The following is an 18,692-nucleotide window of genomic DNA, read 5'->3' as shown; positions in this document are numbered from 1 at the left end:
CTAGGATTTTTCATGACGCGCTACATCTTCGTCACGGGCGGTGTTGTTTCTTCATTGGGGAAAGGCATCGCCTCGGCTTCCTTGGCGGCCATCCTGGAGGCGCGTGGCCTGAAGGTCACCATGCTCAAGCTGGACCCCTACATCAACGTCGATCCGGGCACCATGAGCCCGTTCCAGCACGGTGAGGTTTTCGTCACCCACGACGGCGCCGAGACCGACCTCGACCTGGGCCACTACGAGCGGTTCATCCGCACCACCATGACCCAGGACAACAACTTCACCACCGGCCGCGTCTACGAGCACGTGCTGCGCAAGGAACGCCGTGGCGACTACCTGGGTGCGACCATCCAGGTGATCCCGCACATCACCGACGAGATCAAGCGTCGCGTGATCAAGGGCGCCGGCGATGCCGACGTGGCCATGGTCGAGATCGGCGGCACCGTGGGTGACATCGAGTCCCAGCCGTTCCTCGAGGCGGCCCGCCAGCTGCGCGTGGAGCTGGGCGCCAAGCGCGCCATGTTCATGCACCTGACCCTGGTGCCCTACATCGCTACCGCCGGCGAGACCAAGACCAAGCCGACCCAGCACTCGGTCAAGGAGCTGCGCTCCATCGGCGTGCAGCCGGACGTGCTGATCTGCCGTTCCGACCACGAGATCGACCTGGCTTCGCGGCGCAAGATCGCCCTGTTCACCAACGTCGAAGAGCGCGCGGTCATTGCCCTGGAAGACGTCGACACCATCTATCGCATTCCCTCGGTGCTGCATGCCCAGGGCCTGGACGACATCGTGGTCGAGCGCTTCGGTCTGCAGTGCCAGCCGGCCGACCTCTCCGAGTGGGATCGCGTGGTCGACGCCAAGCTGCACCCGGAGAAGGAAGTCACCATCGCCATGGTCGGCAAGTACATGGAGCTGCTGGACGCCTACAAGTCGCTGATCGAGGCGATGGGCCATGCCGGCATCCAGAACCGCACCAAGGTCAACCTGCGCTATATCGACTCCGAGGAGATCGAAAACGAAGGCACCGCCAAGCTGGAGGGTGTCGACGCCATCCTGGTGCCGGGCGGCTTCGGCCTGCGTGGCGTGGAAGGCAAGATCAAGGCCGTGCAGTACGCCCGCGAGAACAAGATTCCCTACCTGGGCATCTGCCTGGGCATGCAGGTGGCGGTCATCGAATACGCCCGCAACGTGCTGGGCTGGAGCGACGCCAACTCCACCGAGTTCACCCAGACCAGCAGCCACCCGGTGGTCGGCCTGATCACCGAATGGCAGGATGCCGCCGGCAGCGTCGAGGTGCGCAGCGACAGCTCCGACCTGGGTGGCACCATGCGCCTTGGCGCCCAGGACTGCCAGCTGATGGCCGGCTCCACCGTGCGCGAGTGCTATGGCAAGGATGTGATCGTCGAGCGCCACCGCCATCGCTACGAGGTGAACAACAATCTGCTGCCGCAGCTGGAAGCCGCCGGGCTCAAGGTCAGCGGCCGTTCCGCCGACGGCGCCCTGGTCGAGGTGGTCGAGGCCCCGGGTCATCCGTGGTTCGTTGCCTGCCAGTTCCACCCGGAATTCACCTCCACCCCGCGCGATGGTCACCCGCTGTTCAGCGGCTTCGTCAAGGCCGCGCTGAAACAAGCCGGCAAGGCATAAGGACAGGATCATGGCTCAGAAGATCATCAAGGTCGGCGGTATCGAGATCGCCAACGATAAGCCTTTCGTCCTGTTCGGCGGCATCAACGTGCTGGAGTCGCGCGATCTGGCCATGCAGGCCTGCGAGGAGTACGTGCGGGTGACCGAGAAGCTCGGCATCCCCTACGTGTTCAAGGCCAGCTTCGACAAGGCCAACCGTTCCTCCATCACCTCCTTCCGCGGCCCGGGCCTGGAAGAGGGCATGAAGATCTTCGAGGAAGTGAAGAAGACCTTCGGCGTGCCGGTGATCACCGATGTGCACGAGCCCTACCAGGCCGCCCCGGTGGCCGAGGTCTGCGACATCATCCAGCTGCCGGCCTTCCTCTCGCGGCAGACCGACCTGGTGGTGGCCATGGCCAAGACCGGAGCGGTGATCAACATCAAGAAGGCCCAGTTCCTCGCCCCGCAGGAGATGAAGCACATCCTCAAGAAGTGCGAGGAGGCCGGCAACGATCAGCTGATCCTCTGCGAGCGTGGCTCCTCCTTCGGTTACAACAACCTGGTGGTGGACATGCTCGGCTTCGGCATCATGAAGTCCTTCGAGTACCCGGTGTTCTTCGACGTCACCCATGCCCTGCAGATGCCGGGCGGTCGTGCCGACTCCGCCGGCGGCCGCCGTGCCCAGGTCACCGACCTGGCCAAGGCTGGCATGAGCCAGGGCCTGGCCGGCCTGTTCCTCGAGGCCCATCCGGACCCGGACAACGCCAAGTGCGACGGTCCCTGCGCCCTGCGCCTGGACAAACTGGAGCCGTTCCTCACCCAGCTCAAGCAGCTGGATGACCTGGTGAAGAGCTTCCCGCCGATCGAGACTGCCTGATTCGGCAATTCTCCGGTAAAGTGCGCGCCCGTTGGCCGTACCCTTACGTAAACATTTGGAGTGCTATACGCGATGGCAAAAATTGTCGACATCAAAGGCCGTGAGGTTCTCGACTCCCGTGGCAACCCCACCGTAGAAGCCGATGTGATCCTCGAAGGCGGCATCATCGGCAGCGCCTGCGCGCCGTCCGGTGCTTCCACCGGTTCCCGCGAAGCGCTGGAGCTGCGTGATGGCGACAAGAGCCGCTACCTGGGCAAGGGCGTGCTGAAGGCTGTGGCCAACATCAACGGCCCGATCCGCGACCTGCTGCTGGGCAAGGACGCGGCCGACCAGAAGGCTCTGGACCGCGCCATGATCGAACTGGACGGTACCGAGAACAAGGCCAAGCTGGGCGCCAACGCCATCCTCGCCGTGTCCCTGGCCGCCGCCAAGGCCGCTGCCCAGGCCAAGGGCGTGCCGCTGTATGCGCACATCGCCGACCTGAACGGCACCCCGGGCGTCTACTCCATGCCGGTGCCGATGATGAACATCATCAACGGCGGCGAACACGCCGACAACAACGTCGATATCCAGGAGTTCATGGTCCAGCCGGTTGGCGCCAAGAACTTCGCCGACGCCCTGCGCATGGGCGCGGAGATCTTCCATCACCTGAAGGCCGTGCTGAAGGCCCGTGGCCTGAACACCGCCGTGGGTGACGAGGGCGGCTTCGCGCCGAACCTGGCTTCCAACGAAGACGCCCTGGCCGCCATCGCCGAGGCCGTGGCCAACGCCGGCTACAAGCTGGGCGAGGACATCACCCTGGCTCTGGACTGCGCTTCCTCCGAGTTCTTTAAGGACGGTCAGTACGACCTGGCCGGCGAAGGCAAGGTATTCAACGCCGAAGGCTTCGCCGACTACCTGGCCGGCCTGACCCAGCGTTACCCGATCATCTCCATCGAGGACGGCATGGACGAGTCCGACTGGGCTGGCTGGAAAGTCCTGACCGACAAGATCGGCGAGAAGGTCCAGCTGGTCGGCGACGACCTGTTCGTCACCAACACCAAGATCCTCAAGCGCGGCATCGAAGAGAAGATCGGCAACTCGATCCTGATCAAGTTCAACCAGATCGGCTCGCTGACCGAGACCCTGGAAGCCATCCAGATGGCCAAGGCCTCCGGCTTCACCGCAGTGATCTCGCACCGCAGTGGCGAGACCGAGGACAGCACCATCGCCGATCTCGCCGTCGGCACCGCCGCCGGCCAGATCAAGACCGGCTCCCTGTGCCGTTCCGACCGCGTGTCCAAGTACAACCAGCTGCTGCGTATCGAAGAGCAGCTGGGCGGAAAGGCGCCGTACCGCGGCCGTTCTGAGTTCCGCGGCTAAGCCGGGAATGGTAAAAGGGCAGCGCAAGCTGCCCTTTTTGTATGGATACTCGTGTCCCCATGTCTAACAAAGCGCCTTACTGGCTGTTCGTTGCGCTCGTGCTGGTCCTGGCCGGCCTGCAGTACCGCCTGTGGGTGGGCGAGGGCAGCCTGGCTCAGGTCGCCGAGCTGCAGCGCGAGATCGATGAGCAGAAGGGTGAGAACGAGCGCCTGCTCGAGCGCAACCGCATCCTCGAAGCCGAGGTGCTGGAGCTGAAGAAAGGCATGGAGACCGTGGAGGAGCGTGCTCGCCACGAGTTGGGCATGGTCAAAGAGGGCGAGACCCTCTATCAGTTGGCCGAATGAGCCATTCCGCACTTCCCGCCTTCTGGGTGGTGATTCCCGCCGCCGGCATCGGCTCGCGCATGCGCGCCGACCGTCCCAAGCAGTACCTGCAGCTGGCCGGGCGGACCATCCTCGAACACACCCTCGACTGTTTTCTCGATCATCCGCGCCTCAAGGGCCTGGTACTCAGCCTGGCGGCGGACGACCCCTTCTGGGCGGCGCTGCCCTGTGCCCGCGATCCGCGCATCCTGCGCGCCGAAGGTGGCGCCGAGCGAGCCGATTCGGTGCTGGCCGGCCTGCTGTGTCTGCTCGAGCTGGGTGCGCAGCCGGATGACTGGGTGCTGGTGCACGACGCGGCGCGGCCCAACCTGGCGCGCAGTGATCTCGACCTGCTGCTGGCCGAGCTGGCCGACGACCCGGTCGGTGGCCTGCTCGCGGTGCCGGCGCGCGATACCCTCAAGCGTGTCGGCGCCGATGGTCGGGTCGCCGAGACGGTGGATCGCAGTCTGATCTGGCAGGCCTACACGCCGCAGATGTTCCGCTTCGCCGCGCTGCACCATGCCCTGGCCGATGCTCTGGTGGCCGGCGCGGCCATCACCGACGAGGCCTCGGCCCTGGAGTGGGCCGGCCAGGCGCCGAAGCTGGTAGAGGGACGGGCGGACAATCTGAAGATCACCCGCCCGGAAGACCTGGAGTGGCTGCGCCAGCGCTGGGCGCACAAGCACTGAGGGATCTGGCGGGGCAGAGTGCCCCGCCGGCGGATTACACCCTGAACTGATTGATCAGCCGCCGCTGCTGCTCGGCCAGCTTGGTCAGCTCGGCACTGGCCTGGCTGGCTTCGTCGGCGCCACCGGCCACCTCGGCGGCCACCTGGCCGATGTTGGTGACGTTGCGGTTGATGTCCTCGGCCACCGCGCTCTGTTCCTCGGCGGCGCTGGCAATCTGGGTGTTCATGTCGTTGATCACCGACACCGCCTGGGTGATGTTCTCCAGTGCACTGGCCGCGGCCTGTGCCTGCTGCACGCTGTCGTCGGTGCGTGCCTGGCTCTGCTCCATCACGTTCACCACTTCGCGGGTGCCGTGCTGCAGCTGCTGGATCATGCTCTGGATTTCCTCGGTGGCCTGCTGGGTCTTCTGTGCCAGGTTGCGCACTTCGTCGGCCACCACGGCGAAGCCGCGGCCCTGCTCGCCGGCCCGCGCGGCCTCGATGGCGGCGTTGAGGGCGAGCAGGTTGGTCTGCTCGGCGATGCCGCGGATCGCCACCAGGATGGCATTGATGTTCTCGCTGTCCTTGGCCAGGGTCTGCACCACGCCCACGGCGCGGCCGATCTCGCCGGCCAGGGCGGAAATGGCCTTGGCGGTGCCCTCGACGATGCGCTTGCCGTCGTTGGCCGAGCGGTCGGCGTGGCTGGCCGCCTCGGCGGCCTGGGTGGCGTTGCGCGCCACGTCCTGGGCGGTGGCGGTCATCTCGTGCACGGCGGTGGCGACCTGGTCGATTTCCGCCATCTGCCGCTGCACGCCCTGGTTGGTGCGGATGGCGATGTCGGCGGTATGTTCGGAGGAGTCGCTGACCTTCTGTACCGAGGTGACCACGTCGCGGATCATGTTCTGCAGCTTGTTGAGGAAGGTGTTGAAGCCGCCGGCGATCTGTCCCAGCTCGTCGGCGCGGTCCACCTGCAGGCGTACGGTGAGGTCGCCGTCACCCTTGGCGATGTCGTCGAGCATGCCGACCATCTGTTTCAGTGGGCGGGCGATGCCGTAGCCGACGAACCAGATCACCAGCAGGCCTAGTGCTGCTACCAGCAGGCCAACCAGGGCCATGCCGAAGGTATCCTCGTTGGCCTGGGTTGCCAGCTCGCCCTGCAGCTGGCGCAGCTCGGCCAGCACCGCCGCGGTGGGCAGTTCGATGGCCAGGGTCCAGCGGGTTTCGGTACCGGCCACGCGGAAGGGCAGCAGCAGCTGGATCTGCTCGCGCTCCTCGTTCAGCTTGAGGATGGGCGCGTCGCTGCTGCTCTGCTTGAGCTGCTGCAGCAGCTCGGCGTCCAGCGCCTTCTCGGCGGGCTGGGTGATCAGGCTGGCGTCCTTGGTGGCGGCGATCAGGTTGCCGTTGGCGGAGATCAGCGCCAGTTCGCCCGCGCCGGAATAGAGGCCCTGCTTGGCCTGGTTGAGCAGGTCCTGGATGAAGTTCAGGGCCAGGTCGTTGCCGACTATCCCTTTGAATTGGCCGTCGACCATGATCGGCGCGTTGAAGGAGGCGACCAGCACCTGCTTGCCACCGAAGTCATAGGCGGCCGGGTCGATCACGCAGGGCTTGCCGGTTTCCTTGGGGCACAGGTAGTACTCGCCGGTGCGTACGCCGGTCGGCTGGCGCTCCTGGCTCTCCATCTGCTCGATGGTCAGCGGCTCGCGCTTGAGCTGGCCACCGTCGCGGTACCACCAGGGCATGAAGCGGCCGGTCGCATCGTAGCCGTTGTCCTTCTGCCCGGCGTAGAGGTCGTCATCCTGGTCGAAGGCGTTGGCTTCCCAGCCGATGTACAGGTCGATCAGGTCGGGGTTGTCCTTGAGGTATTCGCCGAGCAGTGCCGACAGCTCTTCGCGACTCATGCCCAGTACCGTGCCATCGGGCAGGCTCTGGCCGAGGCGGCTGTTCAGCGTGGCGATCGACTTGGCCAGCAGCATGGGCGCCTCGAACTGGCGTTGCAGGCTACCGACCTGGGCTTCCGCCAGGGCCATTAGGCGCTGGTTGATGGTGCCCTGCAGCAGGCTCTGGGTGCGCTCCTGCACCAGATCCTGGGTGCGTGCCCCGGCGAACACGGCATACAGCACCAGTGCCACGACCACTGCCAGAATACTGGCTCCGGCCAGGAAGGCCACGGAGAACTGGATGGACTTGAATCGCATAGGGACTCCACATCATCGGGTTACACCTGTCCCTGGCTTATCGGCTGGCCACCACAAAAGCATGAGTGCTCTTGCAACTAGCAAAGATGCTCGTCGGTCATAGTGCAAGCGGGAGCATTGCCCCGCCAGCAGCGGCGCCCTAGCATACGGCGCCTGTTTATCCGGAGGATTGCTATGCACAGCCTGTTTCGCCTGACCGCCCTGGCCAGCCTTTCCCTGCTGGCGGCCTGTCAGGCCGTGAATACCACCAGCGGCGGCGCGGTGGGGGTGGAGCGCAAGCAGTACATGTTCAGCATGTTGTCCACCCAGGAAGTCAACCAGATGTACGCCCAGTCGTACCAGCAGACCCTCAGCCAGGCCGCCAGCCAGGGTGTGCTGGACAAGAGCAGCAAGAACGCGCGGCGGGTCGATGCCATCGCCAGGCGTCTGATCGCTCAGGCCCCTGTGTTCCGGGCCGACGCCGCGCAGTGGGACTGGCAGGTCAACCTGATCGACAGTCCCGAACTCAACGCCAACTGCGGCCCGGGCGGCAAGATCATCGTCTACAGCGGCCTGATCGAGAAACTGCAGCTGACCGATGCCGAGATCGCCGCGGTGATGGGTCACGAGATCGCCCACGCCTTGCGCGAGCACAGCCGCGAGGCGATGTCCAAGGCCTATGGCATCGAACTGGCCAAGCAGGGGGCCGGCGCCCTGCTGGGGCTGGGGGAGGGCGGTGCCGCCCTGGCCGACGCGGCGGTGCAATACGGCATGATGCTGCCCAACAGCCGGGCCAACGAGAACGAGGCGGACATCATCGGCCTGGAGCTGTCGGCGCGGGCCGGCTATGACCCGAATGCGGCGATCAGCCTGTGGCAGAAGATGAGCCGTGCCGGCGGCGGCGCCCCGCCGGAGTTCATGAGCACCCACCCGTCATCGGGCAGCCGCATCGAGGCGTTGCGGGCGGCCATCCCCAGGGTGATGCCGCTCTACGAGCAGGCCAGGCAGTAACGAATAACGGCGCCCTCGGGCGCCGTTGTCGTGTCAGGGCAGGGCCTTCTCGGCGAAGGGGCGGGTTTCCAGGCCGAGCTGGGCGCGGAAGCTTTCCATGTCGAACATGGTGCAGATCTCGCGGATGTCGCCCGAGGGTGTCAGGGTCCAGAAGGCCATGGCGGAGATGCTCAGCACCTTGTCGCTGGGCGGATAGCCCAGGGCCGGCTTCTCGATGGTGCCGATCAGCGTACTCCAGGTCACCACCTTGTAGCCTTCGGCGATGCACTCCTCGACCACCACCTCCATGTCCGGCATGGCGCTGCGGATGTCCTGCACCATCTGCACGAAGGCCGAGCTGCTCAGCGGGCGGCCGATGAACGAACTCTTGTAGAGGAAATCGGGGCTGTGCATCTGCTCGGCCAGGGCCAGGCGGCCCTTGTTCCAAGTCAGATCGATGTGCTGGCGCACGCGTTTCTTCATCTCTTCCTGTGACATCTACTGCTCCTTCGGTTGGTACTGCGCAATCCCTTGCACAGATTACCAGCCAAATCCGCTGCCGCTGTAGTCGCGCGTTTCGACTGCCGCGCGGCCGGCGGTCACAGCCCGCCGGCCAGCCCCAGCGCCTGAGCGGCTGCGTAGAGTGCCAGGGCGGCGAAGGCCAGGGCGGCGAGGCGACGAATGAGCGTCAGTGGCAGACGATCGGCGGCGAAGTGGCTGGCCAGTACCACCGGCACGTTGGCGATCAGCATGCCCAGGGTCGTGCCCAGTACCACCATGACGAAATGCGGGTACTGAGCGGCCAGCATCACGGTGGCGACCTGGGTCTTGTCGCCCATCTCGGCCAGGAAGAAGGCGATCAGGGTGGTGAGGAAGGGGCCGAAACGCTTGAGGTGGGACTCCTCGTCTTCGTCCAGCTTGTCCGGAATCAGCGTCCATACCGCCACGGCGGCGAAGCAGGCGGCGAGTATCCAGCTCAGGGTGGTGGCCGAGAAGAAGCCGGCGACCCAGTTGCCCACGGCACCGGCGGCGAAGTGGTTGGCCAGGGTGGCGAGCACTATGCCCCAGATGATCGGCCAGGGGCGGCGGAAGCGGGCGGCGAGGAGCAGGGCGAGCAGTTGCGTCTTGTCGCCGATTTCGGCGAGGGCGACGATTCCGGTGGGGACCAGCAGGGATTCCAGCATCAGGCGTTCCTAAGGGGCGGGTTTGACTGTGCTATGACACGTACTACCTCCCCGCCCCGGGTTGAGGTGTGCGTGTCATAGGTCTTGTCAAACCCAAGGCCGCGCGGGCCTTGGGTCGCATGCGCCATGCTCTGCGGAGCAAGTGTGTTGACGCATGCCGGGTGAGCGGGCGCTCACGGGAGACTACTCCCCTAGGACGGGGCGCATTCTGCCCAAACCGACAGCATGCGGCAAGCCTCAGCGCCGAATGGCGCGGTAGATGCGAAAGCCCTCGGCATCCTTGAGGGTCTGGCAGGGGCCCAGATGCTGCTCGATCAGCGGCGGGTATTTGAGGAAGCTGTTGGCCACTAGGCGCAGCTCGCCGCCCTTGTCCAGATGGCGGCTTGCCTGGCGCAGCAGCTGCTCGCTGGCCTGGTAGTCGGTGTGCACGCCCGTATGGAAGGGCGGATTGCTGACGATGGCGGCCAGGCCCGTGGGCGCTGCGTCGATGCCGTCGCCGGCAATCACCTCGGCCTCCAGGCCGTTGGCGGCCAGGGTCAGGCGGCTGCTCTCGACGGCGAAGGCGTCGACATCGAGCAGGCTCACCCGGCTCTGCGGATAGCGGCGCTTGAGCACGGCGCCGAGCCCCCCGGCGCCGCAGCCGAAGTCGAGCAGATGGCCCTGCGGCAGGCCGTCCAGCTGCTCCAGCAGCAGGGCGCTGCCGCGATCCAGGCGGCCGTGGCTGAACACCCCGGGCAGGCTGATGACCTGCAGCGGGCCGTCGGCCAGTGGCAGTTCGAAGCGCTGCGCCAGGGCCTGCAGGTCGGGTGCTGGCGGCGCGTAGTCCACCATCACCTGCCACAGCTGGCAGTGCCTGGCGCTGTCCAGCTTGCGCGGCTTGCCGTAGGCGGCCAGCTGCTTGGCGGCGCGCTCGATGCCGCCACGCTTCTCGCCGACCAGGTACAGCTCGCCACCGGCCAGGCGAGCGGCCAGGGCCTGCAGCAGGTAGTCGGTGAGTTCGCGCGACTTGGGCAGGAACAGCACGGCGCTGTCGAACGCCGCATCGGGAGCCTGAGTGCCGAACCGGCTGCGCCCGGTGAAGCGCGCCTCCAGCGCATTCTGCTCGCCGGCATGCCAGCTCCAGCCATGGGCGCGCGGCAGCTGGCCGAGCAGGTCGTCGGCCGGCAGGCCAGCCAGCAGCAGATCGCCCTGGAACAGCTCTGCCTGGCGCAGCAGCACCTCGCTTCGTGGGTCCATGGCGATCTCCGGGCTAGCAAAAGGGCGCGTAGTTTACCCGTTGACCACCCGCATGGGAGCGCCGGCGAAGAAGGCCGTGGCGTTCTCCGCCAGTTGCCCGACGATGCGCTGGCGCGCCTCACGACTGCCCCAGGCGTTGTGCGGGGTGATGATCAAGCGCGGGATGTCGGTGGCCAGCAGCGGGTTGCCGTGGCGTGGTGGCTCCTCGCTGAGCACGTCGAGCGCTGCGCCGCCCAGGTGGCCGGCGCGCAGGGCGGCGGCCAGCGCCTGTTCGTCGACCAGGCCGCCACGGGCGGTGTTGAGCAGCAGGGCGTGCGGCTTCATCAGTGCCAGCTCGGCGGCGCCGATCAGGTGGCGGGTCTGCTCGGTCAGTGGACAGTGCAGGCTGAGGGCATCGACCTGCGGCAGCAACTCAGCGAGCGGCAGGCGGTCGGCGCGGCTAGGTCGGCCGGGCAGGGCGCCATACAGCACGCGCATCCCCAGGGCCTCGGCGAGTCGGGCAAAGGCGCCGCCCAGCTCGCCATGGCCGAGGATGCCGAGGGTCTTGCCCTCCAGCTCGATGATCGGGAAGTCGAGCAGGCAGAACTGGCTGGCGCGCTGCCAGGCGCCGGCGCGGACCGCCGCCTGGTAGTCGAGCAGGCGGGTGGCCAGGGCGAGCAGCAGCATCAGCGCATGCTGGGCCACCGAGGCGGTGCCGTAGCCCTGGCAGTTGGCGACCGTGATGCCGCGCTCACGGGCGGCGGCCAGGTCGATGTTGTTGGTGCCGGTGGCGGACACCAGAATCAGTTTCAGCTCGGGGCAGGCGTCTAGGGCGGCGGCGTCCAGGCGCACCTTGTTGCTGATCGCCACCTCGGCGCCCTGCAGGCGTTCGACGACCTGTTCGCCGGTCGTTGCGGGGTGCAGGGCCAGCTCGCCGAAGACCTGGCGCAGCGGCGCCAGGTCGAGATCGCCGAGGTCGAGGGAGGCGTGGTCAAGGAAGACGGCGCGGGCGCAGTTGCTCATCAGCTGTACCTGTTTCGGGGCAATGGACTGGCGTAAGGTTGCCAGATTCCCATCCTCTGGAGGTGCTATGTACTGGGCGGAATTTCTCACCGTGGCGCTGATCCACCTGCTGGCCGTGGCCAGCCCGGGGCCGGATTTTGCCATCGTCGTGCGCGAGAGCGTGGCCCATGGTCGGCGCGCCGGAACCTGGACGGCAGTCGGCGTCGGCACCGGCATCTTCGTGCATGTGGCCTACTCGCTGCTCGGCATCGGCCTGATCGTGTCGCAGTCCATCGTGCTGTTCAACGCGCTGAAGTGGCTGGCGGCGGCCTACCTGTTCTACATCGGCATCAAGGCGCTGCGCGCCAAGCCGGCGGCGCCGGGCAGCCTGGAAGTGGCCGGCGATGGCATCGAGCGTTCGCCACGCGCGGCATTCATGACCGGTTTCGTCACCAACGGCTTGAACCCCAAGGCCACGCTGTTCTTCCTCTCGCTGTTCACCGCAGTGATCAACCCGCACACGCCGCTGGCGGTGCAGGCCGGCTACGGCGTCTACCTGGCCTTCGCCACGGCGCTGTGGTTCTGCCTGGTGGCACTGCTGTTCAGCCAGCGCCGGGTGCGCGCCGGCTTCGCCCGCCTGGGCCACTGGTTCGACCGGCTGATGGGCGCGGTGCTGGTGGGGCTGGGCGTTAAGCTGGCCTTTACCGAGCTTCGATAAAGAGTCGTCCATGAAAAAGCCCCGCCTAGGCGGGGCTTTTTCGTTGCGCAGTGCTTAAAGCAGCTCGATGGCCACGGCGGTCGCTTCGCCACCGCCGATGCACAGCGACGCCACGCCGCGCTTGCCGCCCTTCTTCTGCAGGGCGTTGATCAGGGTGACGATCAGGCGCGAGCCGGTGGAGCCGACCGGGTGGCCCTGAGCGCAGGCGCCGCCGAAGACGTTGACCTTGGCATGGTCCAGGCCGTGTTCGCGCATGGCCAGCATGGTGACCATGGCGAAGGCCTCGTTGATCTCGTACAGGTCGACGTCGTCCTTGCTCCAGCCGGTCTTCTTGAACAGGTTGCTCATGGCGCCGATCGGGGCGATGGTGAACTCGCTCGGGTCCTGGCTCTGGGTGGCGTGGGCGACGATCTTCGCCAGCGGCTTGAGGCCACGCTTGTCGGCTTCCTCGGCGGTCATCAGCACCAGGGCGCTGGCGCCGTCGGAGATCGAGCTGGCGTTGGCGGCGGTGATGGTGCCGTCCTTCTTGAAGGCCGGCTTGAGGGTCGGGATCTTGTCCAGGTTGGCGGTCAGCGGCTGCTCGTCATCCTTCACCACCACCTCGCCCTTGCGGCTGGTGACGGTGACCGGGACGATCTCGCTGGCCAGTTCACCGCTCTGGATGGCAGCCTGGGCGCGCTTCAGCGACTCGATGGCGTAGGCGTCCATCTGCTCGCGGGTGATGCCGTACTTGTCCGCGGTCTCCTGGGCGAAGGAGCCCATCAGGCGACCGGTGCGGGCATCTTCCAGGCCGTCGAGGAACATGTGGTCCTTGATCTCGCCATGGCCCATGCGCAGGCCGGTGCGGGCCTTCTCGACGATGTAGGGGGCGTTGGACATGCTCTCCATGCCGCCGGCGACCATCACCTCGTTGCTGCCGGCCTTGAGCGCGTCGAAGGCCTGCATCACGGCCTTCATGCCGGAGCCGCACAGCTTGTTGATCGTGGTGCAGCCGGTGGCCGCCGGCAGGCCGGCGCCCAGCGAGGCCTGGCGGGCCGGACCCTGCTTGAGGCCGGCGGGCAGTACGCAGCCCATGATCACTTCCTGCACATCGGCGGGCTGGATACCGGCACGGGCCACGGCCTCGCGGATGGCGATGGCGCCAAGCTCCACGGCAGGCACGCTGGACAGGCTGCCCTGGAAGCCACCCATGGGGGTGCGGGCGCCGCTAACGATGACGATATCGGACATCGGTATTACCTCTGAAGAGTGAAGCCGGAACGGCAGGGACGAGTCGATTCTACTGCGTGACCGGTAATGGCCAAAGAGTCACCGGAAAAATCATTCTTTGGGTGGATTAAGTCGGAGGCAGAGCGGTTCTAGATTGGCGCCGAAGAATAACTCCAAGTACAGGTTACCGACATGCTGCAGACCCGAGTCATCCCGCCAGCCGCCAATGCCAACCAGGCTCCGCTGCTGATCAAGCGCTTGCTGCTCTCCGGCAGCCGTTACGAGAAGACCCGCGAGATCGTCTACCGCGACCAGCTGCGCTACAGCTACGCCACCTTCAACGAGCGCGTGGCGCGCCTGGCCAACGTGCTGAGCGCGGCCGGGGTCAAGGCTGGCGATACCGTGGCGGTGATGGACTGGGACAGCCACCGCTACCTGGAGTGCATGTTCGCCATTCCGATGATCGGCGCGGTGCTGCACACCATCAACATCCGCCTGTCCGCCGACCAGATCCTCTACACCATGAACCATGCCGAGGACCGCTTCGTGCTGGTCAACAGCGAGTTCGTGCCGCTGTACAAGGGCATCGAGGCCCAGCTGACCACGGTGGAGAAGACCATCCTGCTCACCGACGGCGCCGAGAAGAGTGCCGAGCTGCCCAATCTGGTCGGCGAGTACGAGAGCCTGCTGGCCGCCGCCAGTACGAAGTATGACTTCCAGGACTTCGACGAGAACTCGGTGGCCACCACCTTCTACACCACCGGCACCACCGGCAACCCCAAGGGAGTGTACTTCACCCACCGTCAGCTGGTGCTGCACACCCTGGCCGAGGCCAGCGTACTGGGTAGCCTGGACAGCGTGCGCCTGCTCGGCACCGATGACGTGTACATGCCGATCACGCCGATGTTCCACGTGCACGCCTGGGGCATCCCCTACGTGGCCACCATGCTCGGCATCAAGCAGGTCTATCCCGGGCGCTACGAGCCGGACATGCTGTGCCGGCTGATTCGCGAGGAGAAGGTGACCTTCTCGCACTGCGTGCCGACCATCCTGCAGATGATGCTCAACGCGCCCAGCGCCCAGGGCTATGACTTCGCCGGGCTCAAGGTGATCATCGGCGGCAGCGCGCTGAATCGCGCCCTGTACGAGGCGGCCAAGGCCCGCGGCATCCAGCTGACGGCGGCCTATGGCATGTCCGAGACCTGCCCGCTTATCTCCTGCGCGCACATCAATGAAGAACTCAAGGCCGGCAGCGAGGACGAGCGTGTCACCTACCGGATCAAGGCCGGTGTGCCGGTGCCGCTGGTGGAGGCCGCGCTGATGGGGGCGGACGGTCAGCTGCTACCCGCCGATGGCGAAACCCAGGGCGAGCTGGTGCTGCGCGCGCCCTGGCTGACTATGGGCTACTTCAACGAGCCGCAGAAGAGCGCCGAACTGTGGGAGCACGGCTGGCTGCACACCGGTGACGTGGCAACCCTGGATGATTTCGGTTTCATCGACATCCGCGACCGCATCAAGGATGTGATCAAGACCGGTGGCGAATGGCTGTCGTCGCTGGAACTGGAAGACCTGATCAGTCGCCATCCGGCCGTGCGCGAGGTGGCGGTGGTAGGGGTCCCCGATCCGCAATGGGGCGAGCGTCCCTTCGCCCTGCTGGTGCTGCGCGAGGGGCAGGCGCTGGATGCCAAGGGACTGAAGGAGCATCTCATCCCCTTCGTCGAACTGGGCCACATCAACAAGTGGGCGATACCCAGTCAGATCGCGCTTGTTACCGATATTCCCAAAACTAGTGTGGGCAAGCTGGACAAGAAACGAATTCGTCTTGATATCGCCCAGTGGCAGGCCGCGGGCAGCGCTTTTCTGTCTACGCTGTGAGACCGAAGCCGTGCGGGTGGGGGCTTCGGCACCCGATCCGAGCAAACGCTTGGCTTGTTAATTGCTGTTGCGATGGGAATCTGGCCGGTGGCGCTCCGCGTGACTGGCCGGTCTAGAGAGGTTGGGGGCTGGAAATCACACTTTCGAGGGATCAAGCCTCGGGGGGCGCTGGCTATAGTCCGCAGCATCCATAACAAAAAACACATGGAGTAGCGTCGATGACAACCACTAAACCGTTCTGGCGTCTGGCCAAGCTGCCTCTGGCAGTCAGCCTCGCCTCAACCCTCGCTGCCCCGGCTTTCGGTGTCACCTTCAACATCGGTGAGATCGAGGGTCAGCTCGATTCTTCTCTGTCTGTCGGTGCCAGTTGGTCGGTGCGTGGCGCCGATCCGGATCTGGTCGGTGCCCGTAACGGCGGCGAGGCTTCCTCGCAGACCGGCGACGATGGCCGCCTGAACTTCAAGAAGGGCGAGACCTTCTCGAAGATCTTCAAGGGCATCCACGACCTGGAACTGAAGTACGGCGACACCGGTGTCTTCATCCGTGGCAAGTACTGGTACGACTTCGAGCTGAAGGACGAGCATCGCCTGCTCTATGACATCGACGACAGCAACCGCAAGGAAGCCGCCCAGTCCTCCGGCGCCCAGATCCTCGACGCCTTCGTCTACCACAACTACACCGTCGCCGATCAGCCGGGTTCCGTTCGTCTGGGCAAGCAGGTGGTGAGCTGGGGTGAGAGCACCTTCATCTTCAACTCGATCAACTCCATCAACCCGGTTGACGCCGCCGCGTTCCGTCGTCCCGGAGCCGAGATCAAGGAAGGCCTGATCCCGGTCAACATGTTCTACGTGTCGCAGAGCCTGACCGAGAATCTCTCGGCAGAGGCCTTCTATCAGATCGAATGGGATCAGACCATTGCCGACAACTGCGGCACCTTCTTCTCCGTCGATGTGGTGCAGGATGGCTGCGTGGATCGTCTGGCCGTACAGGGCAGCGATCTGGATCCGACCGGCGCCGCCGGTTACCGCTACCTCGGTCGCCTGGGCGATGAGGATGCTCGTGACAGCGGCCAGTGGGGCCTGGCGCTGCGCTGGTTCTCGCCCGAGCTGAACGACACCGAGTTCGGTTTCTACACCATGAACTACCACAGCCGCACCCCGATTCTGTCCTATGTGGCAGGTGATCCCGGTCTGTACGACGTGGAGGATCCGGTTACCGGTGAGCTGAGCGGCAAGTACTTCCTGGATTACCCGGAAGACATCCGCCTGCATGGCGTGAGCTTCTCCACCAACGTCGGCTCCACTGCCGTGTCCGGTGAGCTGAGCTACCGCCCGAACATGCCGATGCAGCTCAATACCACCGACCTGACCGTTGCCTCCGTGGCTCAGGCCGGCCCGCTGATCTGGAACAACAGTCCGATCTACACCAGTGGTCATGCCGATCGTGGTGCGGGTGAGCTGATCAAGGGTTATGTGCGTAAGCCAATGACTCAGGCTCAGGTAACCGTGACCCAGTTCGTCGATCAGGTCATGGGGGCCGAGCGTCTGACCTTGGTTGGTGAGGTCGGTTATACCCACGTCAGCGATCTGGGCAAGAACGAGCTGCGTTTTGGTCGCGCCCCGGAGTTTGGTAATGGTGAGATTCCCACCAACTCTCTGTGCGAGACCCTGCTCAACTCGCCCAATCCGCAGAACTGCGACAACAAGGGCTTCTTTACCAACACCTCCTGGGGCTACCGCGCTCGCGCCATCCTCGACTACAACGACGTGTTTGCCGGTGTGAACCTCAAACCCAACGTCTCCTGGTCGCATGATGTGGATGGTTACAGCCCGACCTTCACCGAAGGCAACAAGGCCATCAGCGTCGGCGTCGATGCCGAGTATCAGAACACCTATACCGCCAGCCTGTCCTACACCGACTTCTTCGGTGGCGAGTACAACACCAACACTGATCGCGACTTCGTCGCCCTCAGCTTCGGCGTGAACTTCTAAAGGTCAGGACTATTAGGAACGTATGCACATGAAAACAACAAAGTACCTGCTGCAATCCGGGGCACTGGCCCTCTCCCTGCTGGCTACCAGTGTGATGGCTGCCGTCTCCGCCGATGAGGCCGCCAAGCTGGGCACCACCCTGACTCCGCTGGGGGCGGAGAAGGCTGGTAACGCCGATGGCTCCATTCCCGAGTGGACCGGCGGTCTGCCCAAGAATGCCGGTACCGCCGATGACCGCGGCTTCCTCAGCGATCCGTTCGCCAGTGAGCAGCCGCTGTTCACCATCACCGCGCAGAATGTCGACCAGTACAAGGACAAGCTGACTCCCGGTCAGGTCGCCATGTTCAAGCGCTACCCGGACAGCTTCAAGATCCCGGTTTACCCGACTCATCGCTCCGCCACTGCTCCGCAGAGCGTGCTGGACGATGTGAAGATCAACGCGACCAATACCAAGCTGGTCGAGGGCGGTAACGGTCTGGAGAACTTCAAGACCGCTTACCCCTTCCCGATCCCGCAGAACGGTCTGGAAGCGATCTGGAACCAGATCACCCGTTATCGTGGCGGTAGCGTGCGTCGCCTGGTTACCCAGGCTACTCCGCAGGCCAACGGCTCCTACAGCCTGGTCTACTTCCAGGACGAGTTCACCTTCCCGACCAGCCTGACCGACTACGATCCGAGCAAGCCGAGCAACATCCTGTTCTACTTCAAGCAGCGCGTGACCGCGCCGGCACGTCTGGCCGGTAACGTTCTGCTGGTCCACGAGACCCTGAACCAGGTGAAGGAGCCGCGTCTGGCCTGGCTGTACAACGCTGGTCAGCGTCGTGTGCGCCGTGCCCCGCAGGTGTCCTACGACGGCCCGGGTACCGCGGCCGACGGCCTGCGTACCTCCGACAACTTCGACATGTACAACGGCGCTCCGGATCGCTACGACTGGAAGCTGAATGGCAAGAAGGAGATCTACATCCCGTACAACTCCTACAAGCTGGACTCGCCGAAGCTGAAGTACGCCGACATCATCAAGGCTGGCCACCTGAACCCGGAACACACTCGCTACGAGTTGCACCGCGTCTGGCACGTGACCGGTACCCTGAAGGCCGGCGAGCGCCACATCTACGCCAAGCGTGATGTGTTCATCGACGAGGATACCTGGCAGGCCGCTGTGATCGACCATTACGACGGTCGTGGCGCCCTGTGGCGTGTCGCCGAGGCCCATGCCCAGTACTACTACGACAAGCAAGTGCCGTGGTACACCGTGGAAACCCTGCACGACATCATCTCTGGTCGCTATCTGGCCCTGGGTATGAAGAACGAGGAGAAGCAGTCCTACGACTTCAACTACAAGGCCGCTTCCAGCGATTACACCCCGGCTGCCCTGCGTCAGGCCGGCGTGCGTTAATCCTCGCGTCACCTGAAGAAGCCGGCCTAGCGCCGGCTTTTTCTTTTGTG

16 protein-coding genes and 1 riboswitch are annotated in these 18,692 nt (G+C 65.1%); of the genes, 10 read left to right on the top strand and 6 right to left on the bottom strand.

The window, feature by feature from the left end; all coding sequences use genetic code 11:
• Positions 1–12: 12 nt before the first annotated feature.
• The 5 genes from AAG092_RS05065 to ispD all read left to right on the top strand — a co-directional run bounded on the left by AAG092_RS05065 (position 13) and on the right by ispD (position 4,910).
• Entirely contained in the window at positions 13–1,641 is a 1,629-nt protein-coding gene (locus tag AAG092_RS05065; protein WP_373388810.1) for a CTP synthase, read from the top strand.
• 10 nt (positions 1,642–1,651) lie between these two features.
• Positions 1,652–2,497, top strand: a complete 846-nt coding sequence (gene kdsA, locus AAG092_RS05060) for a 3-deoxy-8-phosphooctulonate synthase (RefSeq protein WP_373388809.1) — start codon at positions 1,652–1,654, stop codon at positions 2,495–2,497.
• Between the two features lie 72 nt (positions 2,498–2,569).
• On the top strand, positions 2,570–3,859 hold the full coding sequence (gene eno, locus AAG092_RS05055) for a phosphopyruvate hydratase (protein WP_373388808.1): 1,290 nt from the start codon (positions 2,570–2,572) through the stop codon (positions 3,857–3,859).
• A gap of 59 nt (positions 3,860–3,918) precedes the next feature.
• Positions 3,919–4,203: a septum formation initiator family protein gene (locus tag AAG092_RS05050; protein ID WP_110681309.1), complete on the top strand. Its 285-nt coding sequence runs from the start codon at positions 3,919–3,921 to the stop codon at positions 4,201–4,203.
• Positions 4,200–4,910 (top strand): 2-C-methyl-D-erythritol 4-phosphate cytidylyltransferase, encoded by a 711-nt coding sequence (gene ispD / locus AAG092_RS05045; RefSeq protein ID WP_373388807.1) that lies wholly within the window; start codon positions 4,200–4,202, stop codon positions 4,908–4,910. Before AAG092_RS05050 ends, ispD begins: the two co-directional genes overlap by 4 nt.
• 34 nt (positions 4,911–4,944) lie before the next feature.
• Here the strand turns inward: ispD and AAG092_RS05040 are convergent, their stop codons facing one another.
• A complete protein-coding gene (locus AAG092_RS05040) occupies positions 4,945–7,083 on the bottom strand; it encodes a methyl-accepting chemotaxis protein (protein WP_373388806.1) in 2,139 nt (712 codons plus the stop codon).
• Positions 7,084–7,257: 174 nt separating this feature from the next.
• Here AAG092_RS05040 and AAG092_RS05035 point away from each other — a divergent pair, with 174 nt between their 5' ends.
• Positions 7,258–8,073 (top strand): M48 family metallopeptidase, encoded by an 816-nt coding sequence (locus AAG092_RS05035; RefSeq protein ID WP_373388805.1) that lies wholly within the window; start codon positions 7,258–7,260, stop codon positions 8,071–8,073.
• A gap of 33 nt (positions 8,074–8,106) precedes the next feature.
• Here the strand turns inward: AAG092_RS05035 and AAG092_RS05030 are convergent, their stop codons facing one another.
• The 4 genes from AAG092_RS05030 to AAG092_RS05015 form a co-directional block, all read right to left on the bottom strand.
• Positions 8,107–8,550 carry an ester cyclase gene (locus tag AAG092_RS05030; RefSeq protein WP_110681317.1) on the bottom strand — a complete coding sequence of 148 codons (444 nt, stop codon included), beginning with the start codon at positions 8,548–8,550 and terminating at the stop codon, positions 8,107–8,109.
• Between the two features lie 101 nt (positions 8,551–8,651).
• On the bottom strand, positions 8,652–9,233 hold the full coding sequence (locus tag AAG092_RS05025) for a TMEM165/GDT1 family protein (RefSeq protein WP_181418736.1): 582 nt from the start codon (positions 9,231–9,233) through the stop codon (positions 8,652–8,654).
• A 93-nt stretch (positions 9,234–9,326) separates the two neighbouring features.
• Positions 9,327–9,440, bottom strand: a riboswitch (yybP-ykoY riboswitch).
• A gap of 33 nt (positions 9,441–9,473) precedes the next feature.
• A complete protein-coding gene (locus AAG092_RS05020; RefSeq protein ID WP_373388804.1) occupies positions 9,474–10,472 on the bottom strand; it encodes a methyltransferase in 999 nt (332 codons plus the stop codon).
• Between the two features lie 33 nt (positions 10,473–10,505).
• Entirely contained in the window at positions 10,506–11,474 is a 969-nt protein-coding gene (locus tag AAG092_RS05015) for a 2-hydroxyacid dehydrogenase (RefSeq protein WP_373388803.1), read from the bottom strand.
• 67 nt (positions 11,475–11,541) lie between these two features.
• Here AAG092_RS05015 and AAG092_RS05010 point away from each other — a divergent pair, with 67 nt between their 5' ends.
• On the top strand, positions 11,542–12,171 hold the full coding sequence (locus AAG092_RS05010; protein WP_373388802.1) for a LysE family translocator: 630 nt from the start codon (positions 11,542–11,544) through the stop codon (positions 12,169–12,171).
• A 54-nt stretch (positions 12,172–12,225) separates the two neighbouring features.
• On the opposite strand, the gene AAG092_RS05005 is transcribed toward AAG092_RS05010, so the two are convergent.
• Complete coding sequence (locus tag AAG092_RS05005; protein ID WP_373388801.1) at positions 12,226–13,401, bottom strand: acetyl-CoA C-acyltransferase; 1,176 nt, start codon at positions 13,399–13,401, stop codon at positions 12,226–12,228.
• A 171-nt stretch (positions 13,402–13,572) separates the two neighbouring features.
• On the opposite strand from AAG092_RS05005, the gene AAG092_RS05000 reads away from it, so the two are divergent.
• From AAG092_RS05000 to AAG092_RS04990, 3 genes are all read left to right on the top strand, one after another.
• A complete protein-coding gene (locus AAG092_RS05000) occupies positions 13,573–15,255 on the top strand; it encodes a fatty acid--CoA ligase (protein WP_373388800.1) in 1,683 nt (560 codons plus the stop codon).
• 218 nt (positions 15,256–15,473) lie between these two features.
• Positions 15,474–17,246 carry a DUF1302 domain-containing protein gene (locus AAG092_RS04995; RefSeq protein WP_373388799.1) on the top strand — a complete coding sequence of 591 codons (1,773 nt, stop codon included), beginning with the start codon at positions 15,474–15,476 and terminating at the stop codon, positions 17,244–17,246.
• Between the two features lie 28 nt (positions 17,247–17,274).
• Positions 17,275–18,642 carry a DUF1329 domain-containing protein gene (locus tag AAG092_RS04990; RefSeq protein WP_373388798.1) on the top strand — a complete coding sequence of 456 codons (1,368 nt, stop codon included), beginning with the start codon at positions 17,275–17,277 and terminating at the stop codon, positions 18,640–18,642.
• Positions 18,643–18,692: the final 50 nt, after the last annotated feature.

This window comes from Pseudomonas alcaligenes (assembly GCF_041729615.1).
Taxonomy (GTDB): Bacteria; Pseudomonadota; Gammaproteobacteria; order Pseudomonadales; family Pseudomonadaceae; genus Aquipseudomonas; species Aquipseudomonas alcaligenes_B.
This window is presented reverse-complemented; position numbering and strand designations above follow the sequence as displayed.